The following is a 16,065-nucleotide window of genomic DNA, read 5'->3' on the forward strand; positions in this document are numbered from 1 at the left end:
CAAATGGCGGAAGAGGTGATCGACTTGCCTGATTGCCAGCCTGACCCCTTACATTCAGGATCAGTTCCTGCAGTTGAATGCGGGCCTGGCAGGACCAGCTGAGGTTGGCATTCGACGTCACCTCGGTCCATTGTGGCCGCCGCAAGCAGATCTCACCAACTTCAGACCTGCTTTCCTCGAAGATAGGCCGGACGTCCCCCAGCCTATGGCCGCAACCACACCGTACTCCGATCAATCAGGAGCGACATGCACCCCGCGCAGGCCCGCGCGCTCAATCGCGCGCGCGATTGTCCCGTCGCGCTTCGCCTGCGCCACAAACTGCGTCAGAAGCGCCATAGCGGCCGGATCGCGATGCGCACGCTGGGCGTGGGCGCGGTATTGGCCGTTGCTGTGCTGACCTACTACACGGTCACCCAGCTGGGCGCGTGAGCGTGATCTCACTGGCAGGCGGATCTGACGGGCTCAATCGCAGCGTAATCAGCGGGACCTACGTCTCTACCTTTGAGCCCCCGCAATTCCCGCCGAGCCTACGCCGCCAGGGCCGCGAGATCCCGCCACCGACGTTCGGCTGGCTGCGCAGGAACAAATGTCGCTAACCCTGATCCTCTGCTCGTATTCTGTAATAGGTTTGAATAGCGATCCAAAACGCTTTGCGATCAGAATAGGTAAAATTTGCCAAAACAGCGTTCAAATCTGCCAGATCCGCCCGCGCGAAGGCTTGCCGATCAGGGGCAGAGATTTTGGTTACGCTTGCCATAACGCTCATCCTCTCCCGAGGAGAACGTGCGGAAGCGGACATCGGTCCCAGGTGCACGGGCATGACGGCTGGGATATGGGCGGATCCGGCCCGCCGCCGCCGGATTACCGCGTGGTCGGGCGGGACGTCCCGTGGCCGGATATGGCCCCGAAGGCTGATGCTGCGTCGACCGGTGGGCCCGATCAGGACGGCGAGCCTCCCTGGTAGGCCGCCGGGCGATCTGGACGCACGATGCCTGCGTTTGCCATCGTACAGTAGGTTATTTCGGGGCGGGTGTGGGAGCGGCCCGTGGAGGTGCCGCGTCACGCCTCAGTGCGATGGAACACCGCCAGTGCGAGACGCAGGCGGTACGCACCAAGCACCCTCTCTGAACACAGGAGACGATGATGCCCGCGTCTACCGCCGACCTAACTCGGGCCGACCACCTGACCGATCATGATCTGGATCGGGTTGTTGGCGGAGCGATACTTGGTTCAAGCAATGAAACGTCAATGTTTGCAATGCAGAATGTGGTATCGCAACGGGCTACACTAAATCAGATGCTTGCTAACATGATTTCTTCAATGAACAGTGCAACCAATTCGGTAGTCGGAAATATAAGATAGTCTTCTTCGGGCGGCGGCTCATTAGGTTATGACCGCAAGTAGGAGGGGCGTGCTGCAAAAACAGCGTTCGGGCCGCAGATGGTGACCGGCTGTCCCGCTTTCAGGCTCGTTCGCGACGAAAAATCCAATGGTGTCCGGCCAGCCCCTGCCTTCCCAGACTTGACCTCTCGGATGATGGAGGCGTGTCGAACCGCACAGACCTGAGAAGCGGGAAGGATAGCTTGCAGCCCATACAGCGACCGAGCTGTTCGATCCTGGAGCGGTACCATGAAGCTCTTCAGCCAGACAAAAGATGCGATCTCCCAGTCTGACCGGATGCCGAAGGTAGAAGCACTGTCAGACGTTGATCTTGATGCTGTCAGCGGCGGCATCATCATCGTAGGCGGCATCACCAACCGCGAGCTGACCGTCAGCAGCTCTCCCTCGTGGCTCTCGGCCTTCAGCTCGATAAGCAAGATCTTTCAAGGCTAACGAGCGATATTCTCGCCGTCAGCTCAGGTGTTGAGACGGCTTCCGTGAAATCTCAGCCTTAACCACGGCCCGAGCCCTTGCTTCGAAATCCTGAACGCGTTCGCCCGAGCCGTTCGGCCAAGCGGACGCTCGCAACTCGTCGTATGACGTCCGCGCATGTCCTGCCGGTCTCTCCGCGCCCCGCTTCCGCGGAGGTGCCGCGCCACCCTCAAGTGGCTATGACCGACCTGCGACCCTGCCCTCCGGCAGCTTGAGCTGGCTTCCGCTTCCCTGAATTCACAGAACTAGCCCTATCAGTAGGCGTGCCCTGCACGGATCTGCACCCTCCCCCCTTTAGCAGGGCGGGTGCCGTCTGCGGGCTCCTGGCGACCCGCGCCATCCCGGCCGGCAGGAGAGAGCTGCGGCCCTTCGCGAGGTGGAGCCAGGCGCGCCACTCTTCGGACGCGAGGCGCACCACGTTCGGGAGGTTGCGCCAGCCGGTGACGCGCCGCTCCTCGATCTCGACCAGCCCGAGCCGGCGCGCCTCCCGCAGCGCGTTGCGCACCACCGTCTCGCAGACGCCCGCGAGGGCCGCGACGTGCCCGACGGCGAGGCGGCAGTCCCCGCGCCGGCAGACCTCGGACGCAACCACGGCAAGAACGGCGACCTCTCCGGGCGTGAACCGGGCCGCGAGGGCCGGAAGAAGCCGCCCGGAAGCTATCCAGCGGCGGCGGCGGTCACAAGCTCGCGTCCGTGCGCGGCCGGCCGCCCACGGGTTTCCTGGAGGCTCCTGAGGGCACTGGCGGGGCGGCCACGACCTTCCGGGCCTCGATCAGGGCAGACAGGCTCTCGGCCTCCGCCTCGGACACGGCACCGGCCCCGTAGGCTTTCCAGAGCACGGCGGACACGTCGGGGAGCTTCTGCGGCTCCCACAGCTCTAACCCTGGGAAGGGTGAAGCCGTTGGCTTTTCCGGGGTTCACTGCTGCGGCGGTGGTTCTCCTGGGACGGCTCGGCAGGGGTGGCGGACGCCTTACCGGGGCATTCGGCATGAAGCGGCGCGGTTCGTCAAACTGAAGGGCGGAGTTCCGGAAGCGTGCGGAGCCCCGTCACCGCGAACGGCGGCAGCGGGGCGCAGCCTGAAAGGCGGACCGGAGTGGCTGCTGGACAGACCGCAGGTACCGGCAGATCGTCACTCACCATGCCCGATGATGGAAGCCTCCGTGGACCCATTCTCATTCTGCTGTTCGTCGCGCTCCTGGCGATCCTGATCGGCGGGGCGGCCGTGCTGCTCGGCTACGGTCGTTATCAGTTTCAGCATCACGAGAACAAGGCAGTCTCCGTTCCACCCCGGAGGTCACTGCCGAGTGGTCAATTGGGTCAGTCGTCTGGTGCGTCGGCACACTGGTGCGCCTTAGCCTCGTCGGCCGCCTTGCCCCGAATCTAAACCATGATCCGGGCCAGCAGTGGCGGCACCTCTTGTCCCGTACTCCACCAAGAGCTGGCTAGGCTCAAAACCCAATCAGTGTGACGGTGTGACTGGCCGCTGAGGGTGGAAAGCAGCCCCCCACATGGCCACGCTGATTGGGTTTTGACCCTAGGGAATTCCCGAGTACACCGGCGGTCCGCAGGCATGGGACACACGCTCTCGAAAGGAGCGCGCCCATGATCCACGTCGTCGATGCGAGCACGATCCACCGTTATGCGGCTGAGATGGAGGCGGTGTGGCGCCTCCGGCACCGGATCTTTGTGGAAGGGAAGGGCTGGCAGGCGCTGGCCCGCCCTGATGGCAGGGAAATCGACCAGTTCGACACCTCCTATGCCGTGCATTTCCTGCTGCTGCATCAGGGCGCGTTGATCGGCTACAGCCGCCTACTGCCGACGACCAAGCCGCACCTCCTCTCGGAAGTGTTCCCGCATCTCTGCGAGCGCGAGCGCCCCGTAGGCCCCCACGTATGGGAGTGGACACGCCAGGCCGTGGCGCCCGAGCACCGTGCGGTCGGAAGCCGGAAGCCCGTCCCGTTGGAGCTGATGACCGGGATCGTGGAGTGGGGCCTGGCCCACGGCGTATCGTCCATCGTGGCGCAGCTCCCGGTGCTCTACCTCACCCCGCTGCTCCAGTGCCGCTTCAAGGCCGAACCCCTCGGGCATCCCACCGTCATCGACCGGGAGCGAATCGTTGCCGTCGAGGCGAAGTTCGACGAGGCGACGCTCCGCCATCTCCGCGAGGTCCGCGGCGACGAGACGTCGGCTCTGGCCCCCGCGCCCGAGCGTCGTCATGCGGCATGAGCGGCTCACTCCTCCGGCGCCAGCCGAGATCGCAGCGATGCTGCCGCCGATCGTCGATGCGATCCTACTTCTCGTCGATCAGCTCGACGTGCTCGTACCGTTGGCTTGCGAGGCTCCGATCCTGCCAGAGGACACTGCCGACCGCTTGTCCGACGCAGGGCACGCTGCGATCGACCATTCACGGACGCTCATGGCCGAGGCCTGCCGGAGGAAGCGGGAAGGGGCGGCGCAAGAATCATCCGCTCATACCAGTGAAGGGGTCAGAATGGATTCGGCACGTTCTGCGGAGCTGAGTGCTCACGTTGTGGCGGTGATGGTCGCTCGGGACGCTTCGCGGATCCCTGTCCCCCAGGCCACGCGTTGACCATCTCCGCCTTGCAGCGCGTCTCCGGCGGCGTCCCGCAGGTTCTGGCGAGGGCCCGCCAGGACACGCATTGGCCGCTCGGGGCGCGGTAGCCGGGACCGCCTCTGCAGCCGCAGCCGGAGCAGGCTTGCGCCTGCGTCCGCTGCGAGTCGACTGACAGAATGATCAGCGACGCGAGAGGAAATAGCAAACCGTTGCGGATACGCATGGAATGAGTCGGCAGAACGCTGACGATCATTCTAAATGCCAGCTCCTAAATGATCAGCTCTTCAGGCGCTTGTTGCATTCCGAGTAGTAGCCCCCTCCCTTTTGAATCCACTTCAGCCCGGCATTGCCGGCTCCTCCGCCGGCCTTGTTGGCGTTGTACTGATCAAGGCATGTCTTCTGTCGAGCCTTGCCGGCCGACTCGCTCGCGTACTTCGGCGAGATCGCAGTCGGGAATACCGCGCCTGCGGGAGTCGCCTCTGCCGGCTTCTGAGCTGGCGCGGGGGTAGGCTTTGCCGGGGCGGTGGTCGCCGGCTTTGCGCCCGGCGTGAAAGGGTTCGGGGTTGCTCGTCCGGCTGGAGCTTGGGCAAGGGCCGGTCCGACGAGCAGGACGAGAGCGGAGAGCGTCGACGTGATCAGGCGCATGGCGGTGGGCCTCGATGAGCGACCACAGCCTACGCGATCGCGGTGAACGCCGGATCCTCCGGCCGAGCCGCTTTCCACACGATCGATGCGGCAGGCCGCCGATCGCAGCTGCTCGATGGCGATGAACCAGAGCCTCCCGAGGAGGGCAGCTGTGAGGTTGCTCTGGTGTGCAGTCACGCTTGTCGAATGCGCAGGGTGGAGAGGACAGAGTGAGCCGTCCTCAGTCCGCGTGAGGCTTGCGTCGTCCTGGAGCTCTGGTCGGTCACGTTTCGTCCACTGCCGGTCTCCATCCATCCGGCCACGGCAAGTCCCGCCCGATCACCAGACGCTTCGGCGGCGCGTGCCCGGCTGGTCCGGCGCTCCAGCCAGTCTCGGCGCGGAGGCGCGCGTAGATCCCCAGCACGTCGCGCATGACGCCGATGTCGCGAGAGCCGCAGCGCGAGCAGCGCAGGCAGAGGGCTATGTCGGGAAACGGGAGGTCGTTCGGGAAGCGGTCGGTGCCGATGATCGCGCCGTGGCCACACCCTGGGGCTTGGCAGTAGACCGCAGCGGTAGTGTCGCCCTGCGCCCTGCATAGCCCGATCGTCGGCGGCGGGATCTCGCGGCCCGCGGCGTCATAGGCGCGGCGGGGATTGCGGCGCGGCATCAGCCGCCGGCGAGCAGCTCGCCGAAGTCGTCCGGCACTTCGCCGAACCGCCCAAGGATCACCACGCCCTCCAGCTCACCCGTTTCGTTGTCGGCGGTGATCTGGAGCGCAGCCGCGCCCGGCTTGCGGGTCGCGATCGCCTCGGCGCGCTTCAAGGCTCCCGTGCCGGTCGGGGCGACGTCCCGGGCACCGGGCACCAGGCGCTTGCGGCGCACCTCGAAGATCTGGATCAGGTAGGTGGTCGCGCTCGCCATAGTTGCCTCCGAGCGGGTTTCGGCTCCCGCATGTTCTTCCTTCGTTCTAGCACCGCGAGGAGCCCGAGTCTCCGCTCGCGACCTGCGGGCGCTCGCCTCCTGGAGCGGGACCCTACCGCTGCCGATGAGCCGGCGTCGCGCGTTGAGAAAATTCTCGCGCTCCCGAAGGCGGCCTAGCACACGCTAATGAGGAGCGGTCGATCCGGCTGAAGGCGTGGGGCGCACTACTAGCCCTCTAGCCACTCTTCAGCAGGCCTGGCGCTTCCGATGCGCGTCAGTGCGTAGGCGCCAGGGCGCGGTGGAGAGCAGGTTCGCAGTTGTTTCGCGGCTACCGGGCGCGCTCACGTTGCGCGGTAGGGTGGATCATCGGTTGCTGCTCGCCCGAGAAAGTGCGGTAACTCGACGCTGTCCTGCTTCTGACGGAACATACAAGAGTATCTACGGTATGACATGAGATTTGGGTTGACAAGGCATACGACCGCCGTAGAACGCAGACGGCTCAATTCTGGCATTCTCAGTCATGTTTCGGAAATTGCGTGAGTTAATTTACAGGTTCCGACTCGGGTCATCCCTCGTACAACCTATAGACGACGCAGTAGAAAATATTCCGAATTCTAATATTCGATTTTGTATCTGCCTTAGCGGGCAACTTCGCTCTCCGAGTGTCGCTCTTAATAGGCTAAAAACAGCATGTGAAAATCACCATGCAACTATTATTGTATCAACCTGGTCCAATATCGGCCGACGTATCGACGGTACTGTTAGCGCATCTCAAGCAAATCGTATGTTTGAGCCGAACGTGGTTAGCGCGATTACATGGTCATGGTTTGGTGATTATCTTCAGTCATTCTTACCTCATCTATACAGTGAAATCGAAAAAGATATTAAGTTCGGAAATAGCAAACACAACACGAGCGTCGATATTAAGAATCTGATTAGGCATTATCTGCCAGATGCCATAATAGATATTGAGGATCAAGAAATTTTAGACCTATCGTTCGATAGTTCGAAAATCGACCCAAATTCTATGCGCATGCTTTACAAAATATGGAGAGTTAACGAAATAAAAAAGTCGCTTGAGCGCAAACAGGGTTTCAAGTTTGACTTCGTAATCCGTATGAGAACAGATTTCCTTTTAAATAAAATTGACGAACTTACGATCTCTACAATCTGCGACGACCGTAATGTCTTCGTTGACAGCATCATGAATGGTGAGCAATGGTCAGGCGATAGCCTTGCCATTGGTAAATCGCATGTGATCGATTATTACAGCGGTATTTTCGGCAAACTCGTATTAGACCGAGGAAACTGGGACTATATTCACAGGGAGCTTGCGCGCCATCTTCATGAATCCGGAATCCAATACCGGCGATATCCTTACCACGATTATATTGCACCAGATAAAAAATCGAATGCAGCTGATGTTGTGAAGGCACTATTAATTCAGCGATCAGAAGGTAAAAATTGGTCGCCTGACCACGAAATTAGTCTTGCTTCTTTGCAAATACAGACATGTTTAGAGAATGGCGATTTGTCTACAGCTGAATCAAAACTTGAAGAGATCTTGTCTAGTGATACGATAAGCGTGTCATCGAAGGATTCCTTGTTTTTTGTTATTGGAGAAATGGCCGCGATAAAGAAATCATACATTCAATCATTTAAATTTTACGTACTTTCGATCGCGGCACGCTATAAAGATCCCATTGGTGAGCAGTGGAACGTCCTACTCAAAGCAGCTAAAGTTGCCTCTGAGCTATCCTATTTCCTAACGCTGGAAAACGTAGAAGCACTCGCGGACCAGATCATTGATTGCTCCTTAGAAGGCATTTTAACGGATCGAAACGTAGTCAATATTTTCAGATCGATGACATTAGGAAGATACGATGTTGAGAAAACTATTTATAAAATGTTGGCGTGTAAGTTTTTTTTAGATAACTATGTCAGAGAATTCGTTGAAAAATCTCGTGGGTCGGAGGCGGTGTCAGAATTAGCGCTCTCAATTTCATATATGGAAGCTGATGAACAGGAGGACAAATATCGCCTTGCCGAACATCATAAAAATAGCGGGCATTATTTACAGGCATACTATATTCAAAGGGCGGCTATAAATCTCGATGAATCGCGTGCTGATGCGAAACGTCAATTTGCAGAAATATGTGCGTACCTAGGTAAATGGAGCGAAGCTCATCAAGCAGCTGTGGGCGCTTTCGACATCCACTCAACTGTTGAGCATGCGATAGTGTTAGCCGCGACATCACTTGTTTCGAAGGACGATCAGAATTTTTTGCGCGCTATGAAACTTGTGCCGAGCGATCCTGCCGATTATGTCGAACAAATTGCGTTTCCAAATTTACACTTACTGTGGAATGACGCGTTCTTAAGGCGGGAAAATTTATGATTAAACAAATCGTCACACGAAACCCCAGGATCACAACCAATCAGCTTGATCATATAAATGGCCGACGAGGGTGGGAAGCGGTCCCAAGCTCCGGCGCCGAAGCCGGACTTTCGGGGTGAAAGCGGGTCACAAACTCTTCGGCACGAGCTTGGCCGATGTCATCGCGGCTGAGATCCGCTTCAAGATGTGCACCGGCCAACGGGTTGTTGTCACGCACAAGCGCGTTGGCTCAATTCAGCGAGAACGCGTTCAGGCCCTTGTAGGTGCTCGGAGTAAATCGGTTGGTTGCGACGGGACCGAGTCCGAAGGCGGCGTGCATGTACTCGTCGATCCACTGCAAGGCCGCTGCTGCGGCGATCGCACAATCGTGGTCGGTCTTGTTACGGAATTTCGTCCCCGACAGCGTTCCTTCGTGCACCAGGTCGTTGCGCATGTTGCGAAAGTCGGTGCTCACCGGCGCGAGGTTAAAGCGGTTCGCAGCGTAGTCGATCCGCTGCGAGAAGTATTGTAAAGGGGTGCCGGCCGCTGCGGCGGCCTGCTTAGCGGTCGCCGCGATGATTTCCAGCAGGGTGGCTGTGCTCAGGCAGAGGTCCTCCATGGACCAGCAGGCAAGGCCGTCCAGCAGGTGATGAATCATAATGCGCGACTTCTCGGTTTGAGAAGTCGTGGGATAGCTTCTCACGAAGGCCTCGACTCGATCACGGAACTCCGCCTCGTTAGTAACTGCTGCGCCCACGCTCGTGATCGCGCGCGGGCGCGGGAAATGGGGGCCGAGCTGGAGGAAGCTGGCCTCCGACATGGGGTGTGCCCTGGTCGTCGCCACGCTCATGCCCGTCAGATACGTCGCGGCGAGGCAGATGGGCAGCAGCTCCTCTAATGCTGCGTCCATCGCGGCGGCCCTGCTGCCGGACACATGCAAATGGGTCTCAATCGTGTAGGTCTCCGCGATCTGGTTGCTCTGGATGGCCATCTTAGCCTTCGCAAAATCCGGCTCCTGATGAAGCTCCCACTTGCCGGATGGCGTCGTCAGCGTTAGTTGCTGGGGATCGTTTGGAATGAGCAGATTGCAGAGCCGAAAACCTAGGAAGACAGTCATACACGGTTTCTCCCGATAGCCGTTGGGAGAATGATGTACAGCAATCTTTCCGGAAGGAAACACCGGAGCTGGCATCGAAGCAGACTTCACGAACGTCTGCCTTGGATCCAGGCTGTGTGAAAACACAGCGGCGTCGTAGGACGGCAGCCTAATTTGCGCGCCTCTAGGAACGCTGTGGAAGTATAAAATAGGAATATTTTGGCGTCACGCGGATGATCGCCGCAAGATGGTTCTACCGCCAGCAACAGCTTTGGTGTTTTTACACAGCTTCGGTCGGAGGCGGCCTCCCACATGGTCAATCTGATTAGGCTTTGACCCTAGGCTGCCGTATTTTTCCTGTTCCGAAGACTGTGCTTCGTTTAAAAAGTTGCGCGCGTCAACCAATAAATATCACAGGACCACGGCATCAGTATCCCGCAACAGTTGCCCCGGATCGCGCCGGCCAGCGGTTGCACGCCGAACACCGTGATCATATCCCAGCCCAGCCGATCGATCTCGGTGCCGAACTCGTCCACGAACCGGCGGCAGTTCTCCAGGGTTGTCGCCCAATCCTCAAGGCGAAAGCCGGGGCACGGCGGCTGGCCGGGCGAGAGGCTGGCGAGGCCGTGGGACAATTCGAGGGTGGTAGGGGAGGGCGCAACGGGCGCGGGATCGTAGCGGGGAGGCTGGCCTCAGGCGAGTCCCGGCACCCGCCACACGTTGTCTGGACCTTGCTCCGCCGCCCCGGCCTCGCGCCGCGCCCGGATCATTTCGCCCGCCCGGCGCACGGCGGTTCCCTGGCGCGCGGGGACTTCGGTGAGGCGGCAGTGGTAGGTGCGGGCAGTACCCTGGGGGTCGCCACAATTTACGGACTGCTCGCAGGTTCGGCGAACCCGGATTTTGGAACGCCAGCGGAACAGGGTGGCATGACGGTTCGGTGCGGACTGCTTCTTTCGCTGAAAACGTTGAGAATTTTCAGGGAGCACGTTGCTCATAACGGTCTGGTTGCAGGTTCGAATCCTGCCGGGCCCACCATCGCCCGGACGCGGATCCTTCGGTCACCCTGGCCCGCGCGTCCTGCCGGCACCGTGCCGGAGCCCGGCCGCTCACCGGAGATTCATCATCTTCGCGGTGTTTCCCCCAACGGAGGGAACCGATCTTTGATCGAAAGGTCCGCTTAATCAGTCTGCTCTCACATGAGGCGTTGCGGCAGCTTCCTTCGATTGTGTGACCATGGCCATCGTGACGATTGTACTGATCGCTGCCGCCCCGATGGTGTGGATCGTCGTGACCGGCATCCAGCTTCATCTGATGCGGGTCTGCCGCCTGCAGCTGCGGCCCCATGCCGAGAGCTACGTCATCGAGAAGCGCTGGCTGGAGCGCTGGAGCCGGTCGGGCCACGACTTCGAGACCCGCTGGCGCGGATGGCTGGCCCAGGCCTATGCGCGCCACGTGCGGCCCGCGCATCGGCCCCTGATCACCCGCGCCGGTTTCGAGCGGGCGCTCAACGCCGAGTTCGCCGGGCTCCTCAACCGGGAGATCGCCTCCTGGACCTTCATCGACGCCCTGAGCGACACGCCGGCGCTGTACGAGCGCCTCGTCGGCGCCTGCCTCGACCGACAGGGCTGGCGGGCGACGCCGCTTCCCTTCGAGGACCGCCAGGGGGCCGACATGGTCCTGACCGACGGACACAACCGTGTCGCGGTCCTGCTCCACTACGCGGGCGACGAGGCGGCGTGCCGGCTGGTCCAGGAGGTCCGGTCGGCGGCCCGGCGGGAGACCTGCAACGTCGCCTGCATCATCTCGAACGGGCGGATCAACGGGGCCGCCCGCGCCCTCGCCGAGAGACTGGACGTGCTGCTGCTCCATTGTTCTCAGCTCGACCAGCTGGCCGAGGCGGCCCGGCCCGCGGCCGCGCCGGCGCCACGCCTGAGGCTCGCGGCTTAGGCGACGGAATGCGCGCGGCGCGGTCGGGTGGGGCGCGGCCGGGACGGGACCCGGCGCCTCTCCGGGCGGTCGACCATGCCGGCCTCGTGATCCGCCGCGCGCCTTCCTGTGCCTGGCCGGGCGGATCCGGCGGCACGACATCCCCGAGCGGATCGGCTCCCTGGTGGCGCGCTTCTCCACGCTTGCGGCGGACGTGCCGCATCTGGACTCCCAGGTCGCCCTCTATCATCCCCAAGCCCGCGACCCGTTCGGCCCGGACGGCGAGCCGGTCCGGCTCGGCCGTGCGCTGCTCGCGCCCATCGGCGCGCCGGCCGGCCTGCAGGTGAGCCGGATCCCGGGCGGCGACGTGGCGCTCCACGTGCACGCGGGCCCCTACGCGCAACTCTCCGCCACCCATCTGGGCCTGCGCCGGGCGATCGCGGAACGCGGGCGCGCGCTGGTGGGGCCGAATTGGGAGCGCTCCCTCGGCGCGGGCGACGATCCGAGCGCCCTGCGCACCGAGGTATGCTATCTCCTGCACGACATCGCCTGACGCCGCATCGCGGGCCGGATCGCCGGGTGCGGCGGCGCATGGCGCGGGCGCCGCGGACCCGCCAAGGATTCGGGGCCGGCGGCGTCGACGCATCGGGGCGTCCGATCGCCCGCCGAGCGTTGGGGGAGATCGTCGATGCCGCGGACGGGATGGATGGTGATCGCCGCGCTGGTGCTCGGGACCGGCGCCGCGGCGGGATGGACCGACGCGCAGGCCGGCGAGACGGCCCCGCTGCGCGGGGATGCGCCCCCTGCCGGCGCGGCGCCCGATCGGGACGCGGCCGCGAGCCTGCTGCGGGCGCGGCAGGCGAACGCGCGCGCGCAGCACGCGGGCCGGCGCCTTACCGGGAGAGGACCTGCGCCGCCGCCTTCGTGGTGGCGACCGCCTCTGAGATGCCCCCCACCGAGCGCGTGATCGCCTGCACGTTGCCGGCGATGGTCGTCACCGCGTCGGCGGCGCCCTGCATGTTCGCGGACATGTCGCGGGTCACCGCGCTCTGCTCCTCCACCGCCGCCGCGGTGGTGGTCACGTGCTCCAGCATCGTGTCGACCGAGCGCTGGATCGCGTCGAGGGACGACACCACCTGCTGGGAGACCGACTGCATCGTGCCGATCTCGGCCGAGATCTGCTCGGTCGCCCGCGAGGCCTGGTTGGCGAGGTTCTTCACCTCCTGCGCCACCACCGCGAAGCCCCGCCCCGCCTCGCCCGCCCGCGCCGATTCGATCGTCGCGTTGAGGGCGAGCAGGTTGATCTGGCTGGCGATGGTCTGGATCAGCCCGACGATCCCGCTCATCGCGGTCGCGGCGGAGGACAGGCTCTGCGTGAACCCGCTGGCCGAGCGCACCTGGTCGTGGGCGATGTCGGTGACGCCGCGCGCCTTGGCCATGCTCTGCGAGATCTCGGACACCGAGGCCGCCAGTTCCTCGGCCGCCGCCGCCATGGTCTGCACGCTCTGCGAGGTCGCGCCGGCCGCCTCGCCGGCCGCGTCGGATTGCCGGTTCGTCCGCGCGACCGCGCCCTCGATCTCGCCGAAATTCTCGTCGATCAGCCGGCGCAGCTCGCTCAGAAGCTTCATCTGCGCGGTGATGTCGGTGGCGAACTTCACCACCTTGTAGGGGCGCCCGTTCGCGTCGAGGATCGGGTTGTAGGACGCCTCGATCCAGATCTCGCGGCCGCCCTTCCCGAACCGGCGGAACTGCCCGGCCTGGTACTCGCCCGCGCGCAGCCGCGCCCAGAACGCCGCGTAGTCGGAGCTGGTCTGCAGGGCCGCGTCCACGAACATCGCGTGGGGCTGGCCGACGATCTCGCCGAGGCCGTAGCCCACGGCCCGCAGGAAGGTGTCGTTGGCGTCGAGCACGCGGCCGTCGAGATCGAAGCTGATCACCGCCTGCGACTTGCGGATGGCGGTGATCTGGCCCTCGCGGTCGGCATCCTCGGCCTTCCGGCGCGTGATGTCGGTCGCCACCTTGATGACCCGGTGCGGCCGGCCGGCGGCGTCGAGGACCGGGTTGTAGCTCGCCTCGATCCAGATCTCGCGGCCGTCCTTGCCGAGCCGCCGGAACTGCCCGGCGTGAAACTCGCCGCGCCGGAGCTTGGCCCAGAACTCGGCGTAGGCGGCGCTCTCCCGGTAGGACGGCTCGACGAACAGGCCGTGGTGCCGGCCCTGGATCTCCGCCAGGGTGTAGCCCACCGCGGTCAGGAAGTTTCCGTTCGCGGCAAGGATCGTCCCATCGAGATCGAACTCGATGATGGCCTGCGACCGGTCCAGGGCCGCCAGCTTCCTGACCGCTTCCCCGCCGGACGTGTTCCAAAGACCCAACATGCATGCCCCTTCTCGGCGCGCGTCCGCAATTGTCGACGACCAGATCCGGACCCCGGCGCGCGTTACGTCCCGGCGCACTCACCCGTCACTATTGAAGGATCTCGGCGAATCCTAAAATTTTTACCAATACGAATAGATCACGATAATCAAACAAGACTGTCGTGGATTGAAATTTCAATGGTCGGGCGCGCCGCGATGAGCCGAACGCCCGGTGCTGCGGCGGTGCCGGCCCGCCGGGATGAACGCCGGCGCGGAGGCTCCGAGCGGGCGAGGCCCGACATGGTTACCAGCGTCAATCGGCATTAACGAACGCTCAACCATACCCCCATAAACTCAAGGCATGCGTCAAGTGCGGACAACCTCCGGATAGGGGGGGTCCGATCGACAGGACCGTACCGGATGTCGTCCATCACCCTCTCGGCCGCGACGCGCCAGAACCTGCTCTCGCTGCAGGACACGGCGGACCTGCTCGCGACCACGCAGAACCGGCTGGCGACCGGCAAGAAGGTCAACACCGCACTCGACAATCCGGTGAACTACTTCACGTCCGATTCGCTCTCGTCCCGGTCGGCCACCCTGACCTCCCTCCTCGACGGCGTCTCGAACGGGATCCAGGTGATCCAGGCGGCCAATACCGGCATCACCAAGCTCAAGAGCCTGACCGATCAGCTCAAGTCGATCGCCCAGCAGGCGCTCGGCTCCGCCAACGCCTTCTCGGCGAAGGCGAGCATCGCCACGACGACCCTTCCCGGCGCGACCACCGCCAACCTGCTGTCGATCGGCCCGACCGCGGCGGCGGCCGACAACGCCCTCGGCAATCCGATCACGGACACGCCGGTGCGCCTGACCAAGACGGGCAGCGTCGACCTCACGAATACGACCGCGATCGACACCAACCTGTTCGGGAGCAACAACAGCCTGACGGTGACCATCGACGGCGTCCCGGTCACCGTGAACCGGGGGGTCGACGACGCCAGCACGGACGCGCTGGCGAAATCCCTCACCGCGCAGCTCAAGGCGGCCGGCTCCTCCGTGACGGTGACGGCGAGCGGCGGCTCGCCCAACACCCTGGTGGCGAACGGCACGGCGGACGGCGCCCCCTTCACCCTCGGCACCGATGCCGCCACGACGGCGATGTTCGGGACCACCACGGACACGACCAACCACTTCGTGCCGAGCGCCACCACGCTCGCCACCGGGCTCGGCTTCAAGGTCGGGGATTCCTTCACGGTGAACGGCCGCTCGGTGTCGGTCGGCCGGACCGACACCCTCGCGTCCCTGGCCCAGAAGGTCAGCGCCGCGACCGGCGGCACGGTGAGCGCCACCTACGACGCCGTCGGCCGCAAATTCGTCTTCACCGCCGCGGACCCCGCCACCACCATCGCGCTCGGCGACGGGGGCACCTCCACCGGCAAGGTCGCCAATCTCGGCTTCACCACCACCTCCTTCGGGGCGGGGTTGGGCCCGGGGTCCGGCACCAGCTTCGGCCAGAGCACGCTCAACGGCCAGACCATCAAGGTGAGCGTCGCGAACGGCACCGGCGTCACGCTGACCTTCGGCTCCGCCGCCGGCCAGATCTCCAACATGACCCAGCTCAACGCCGCCCTGGCCCCGGCCAACGCGCAGGCCTCCCTCGACCCGACCACCGGGCAGATCAAGGTCACGACCACCAACGAGGCCGGCGCCGACAGCCTGACGGTGATCGCCTCGCCGTCCCCGACCTCGAACCCGGTGGCCAACCCCTTCAACACCGGCACGGCCATCGCGACCATCGGCGGCGACGGCCTCACCGCCCGCAACAGCCTCGTCACCACCTACAACGGGCTGCTGGCGCAGATCGACCAGCTCGCCGCGGATTCGAGCTACAACGGCATCAACCTGCTGACCGGGGACAACCTGACGCTCAACTTCAACGAGCGGAGCACGTCGCAGCTCGAGGTCACCGGCACGAACCTGACCGCCGCCAGCCTCGGCCTCACGTCCGTCGGCCAGACGGACTTCGTCGAGGCCAACGCGATCAACAAGGTCCTGGCGACCATCAACACGGCCGGGAGCCTGCTGAGCAACCAGGCCGCGTCGCTGGGCGCCAACCTCGCGGTGGTGCAGAACCGGCAGGCCTTCACCAAGCAGATCATCAACGTCCTCGACACCGGGGCGGCGAACCTGACCAACGCCGACATGAACGAGGAGGCGGCGAACTCGCAGGCCCTGTCGACGCGCAACTCGCTCGGCATCTCGGCGCTGTCGCTCGCCAACCAGGCCCAGCAGGGCATCCTTCAGCTCCTGCGCTGATCGTCC

12 protein-coding genes are annotated in these 16,065 nt (G+C 63.5%); 7 read left to right on the forward strand and 5 right to left on the reverse strand.

Going from position 1 to position 16,065, the window contains the following annotated elements:
- Positions 1-246: 246 nt before the first annotated feature.
- The 3 genes from ACW9J6_RS12215 (at position 247) to ACW9J6_RS12225 (ending at position 4,099) form a co-directional block, all read left to right on the forward strand.
- Positions 247-429: a hypothetical protein gene (locus ACW9J6_RS12215; RefSeq protein WP_457116742.1), complete on the forward strand. Its 183-nt coding sequence runs from the start codon at positions 247-249 to the stop codon at positions 427-429.
- A gap of 1,200 nt (positions 430-1,629) precedes the next feature.
- Positions 1,630-1,833 carry a hypothetical protein gene (locus ACW9J6_RS12220; protein ID WP_457116743.1) on the forward strand — a complete coding sequence of 68 codons (204 nt, stop codon included), beginning with the start codon at positions 1,630-1,632 and terminating at the stop codon, positions 1,831-1,833.
- Positions 1,834-3,475: 1,642 nt separating this feature from the next.
- Positions 3,476-4,099, forward strand: coding sequence for an acyl-homoserine-lactone synthase (locus ACW9J6_RS12225; RefSeq protein ID WP_457116744.1), 624 nt, complete (start codon positions 3,476-3,478; stop codon positions 4,097-4,099).
- A gap of 625 nt (positions 4,100-4,724) precedes the next feature.
- Here ACW9J6_RS12225 and ACW9J6_RS12230 read toward each other — a convergent pair.
- Entirely contained in the window at positions 4,725-5,093 is a 369-nt protein-coding gene (locus ACW9J6_RS12230) for a hypothetical protein (RefSeq protein ID WP_457116745.1), read from the reverse strand.
- 645 nt (positions 5,094-5,738) lie between these two features.
- On the reverse strand, positions 5,739-5,993 hold the full coding sequence (locus ACW9J6_RS12235; protein ID WP_457116746.1) for a hypothetical protein: 255 nt from the start codon (positions 5,991-5,993) through the stop codon (positions 5,739-5,741).
- Between the two features lie 784 nt (positions 5,994-6,777).
- Between ACW9J6_RS12235 and ACW9J6_RS12240 the strand changes: the two genes are divergently transcribed.
- Positions 6,778-8,391 carry a hypothetical protein gene (locus ACW9J6_RS12240; protein ID WP_457116747.1) on the forward strand — a complete coding sequence of 538 codons (1,614 nt, stop codon included), beginning with the start codon at positions 6,778-6,780 and terminating at the stop codon, positions 8,389-8,391.
- A 229-nt stretch (positions 8,392-8,620) separates the two neighbouring features.
- Here the strand turns inward: ACW9J6_RS12240 and ACW9J6_RS12245 are convergent, their stop codons facing one another.
- Together ACW9J6_RS12245 and ACW9J6_RS12250 are read right to left on the reverse strand one after the other, a co-directional pair.
- Positions 8,621-9,487 (reverse strand): hypothetical protein, encoded by an 867-nt coding sequence (locus tag ACW9J6_RS12245; RefSeq protein ID WP_457116748.1) that lies wholly within the window; start codon positions 9,485-9,487, stop codon positions 8,621-8,623.
- A gap of 359 nt (positions 9,488-9,846) precedes the next feature.
- The gene (locus ACW9J6_RS12250; RefSeq protein WP_457116749.1) at positions 9,847-10,002 is read right to left on the reverse strand and encodes a hypothetical protein; all 156 of its coding nucleotides are present in this window, start codon (positions 10,000-10,002) and stop codon (positions 9,847-9,849) included.
- Positions 10,003-10,699: 697 nt separating this feature from the next.
- Between ACW9J6_RS12250 and ACW9J6_RS12255 the strand changes: the two genes are divergently transcribed.
- Both ACW9J6_RS12255 and ACW9J6_RS12260 read left to right on the forward strand, forming a co-directional pair.
- Positions 10,700-11,413, forward strand: coding sequence for a restriction endonuclease (locus tag ACW9J6_RS12255; RefSeq protein ID WP_457116750.1), 714 nt, complete (start codon positions 10,700-10,702; stop codon positions 11,411-11,413).
- A 163-nt stretch (positions 11,414-11,576) separates the two neighbouring features.
- Positions 11,577-11,945 carry a hypothetical protein gene (locus ACW9J6_RS12260; RefSeq protein WP_457116751.1) on the forward strand — a complete coding sequence of 123 codons (369 nt, stop codon included), beginning with the start codon at positions 11,577-11,579 and terminating at the stop codon, positions 11,943-11,945.
- 340 nt (positions 11,946-12,285) lie between these two features.
- Here ACW9J6_RS12260 and ACW9J6_RS12265 read toward each other — a convergent pair whose 3' ends face one another.
- Positions 12,286-13,767 carry a methyl-accepting chemotaxis protein gene (locus ACW9J6_RS12265; protein ID WP_457116752.1) on the reverse strand — a complete coding sequence of 494 codons (1,482 nt, stop codon included), beginning with the start codon at positions 13,765-13,767 and terminating at the stop codon, positions 12,286-12,288.
- Positions 13,768-14,166: 399 nt separating this feature from the next.
- On the opposite strand from ACW9J6_RS12265, the gene ACW9J6_RS12270 reads away from it, so the two are divergent.
- A complete protein-coding gene (locus ACW9J6_RS12270; RefSeq protein WP_457116753.1) occupies positions 14,167-16,059 on the forward strand; it encodes a flagellin N-terminal helical domain-containing protein in 1,893 nt (630 codons plus the stop codon).
- Positions 16,060-16,065: the final 6 nt, after the last annotated feature.

This window comes from Methylobacterium sp. JK268 (assembly GCF_054052225.1).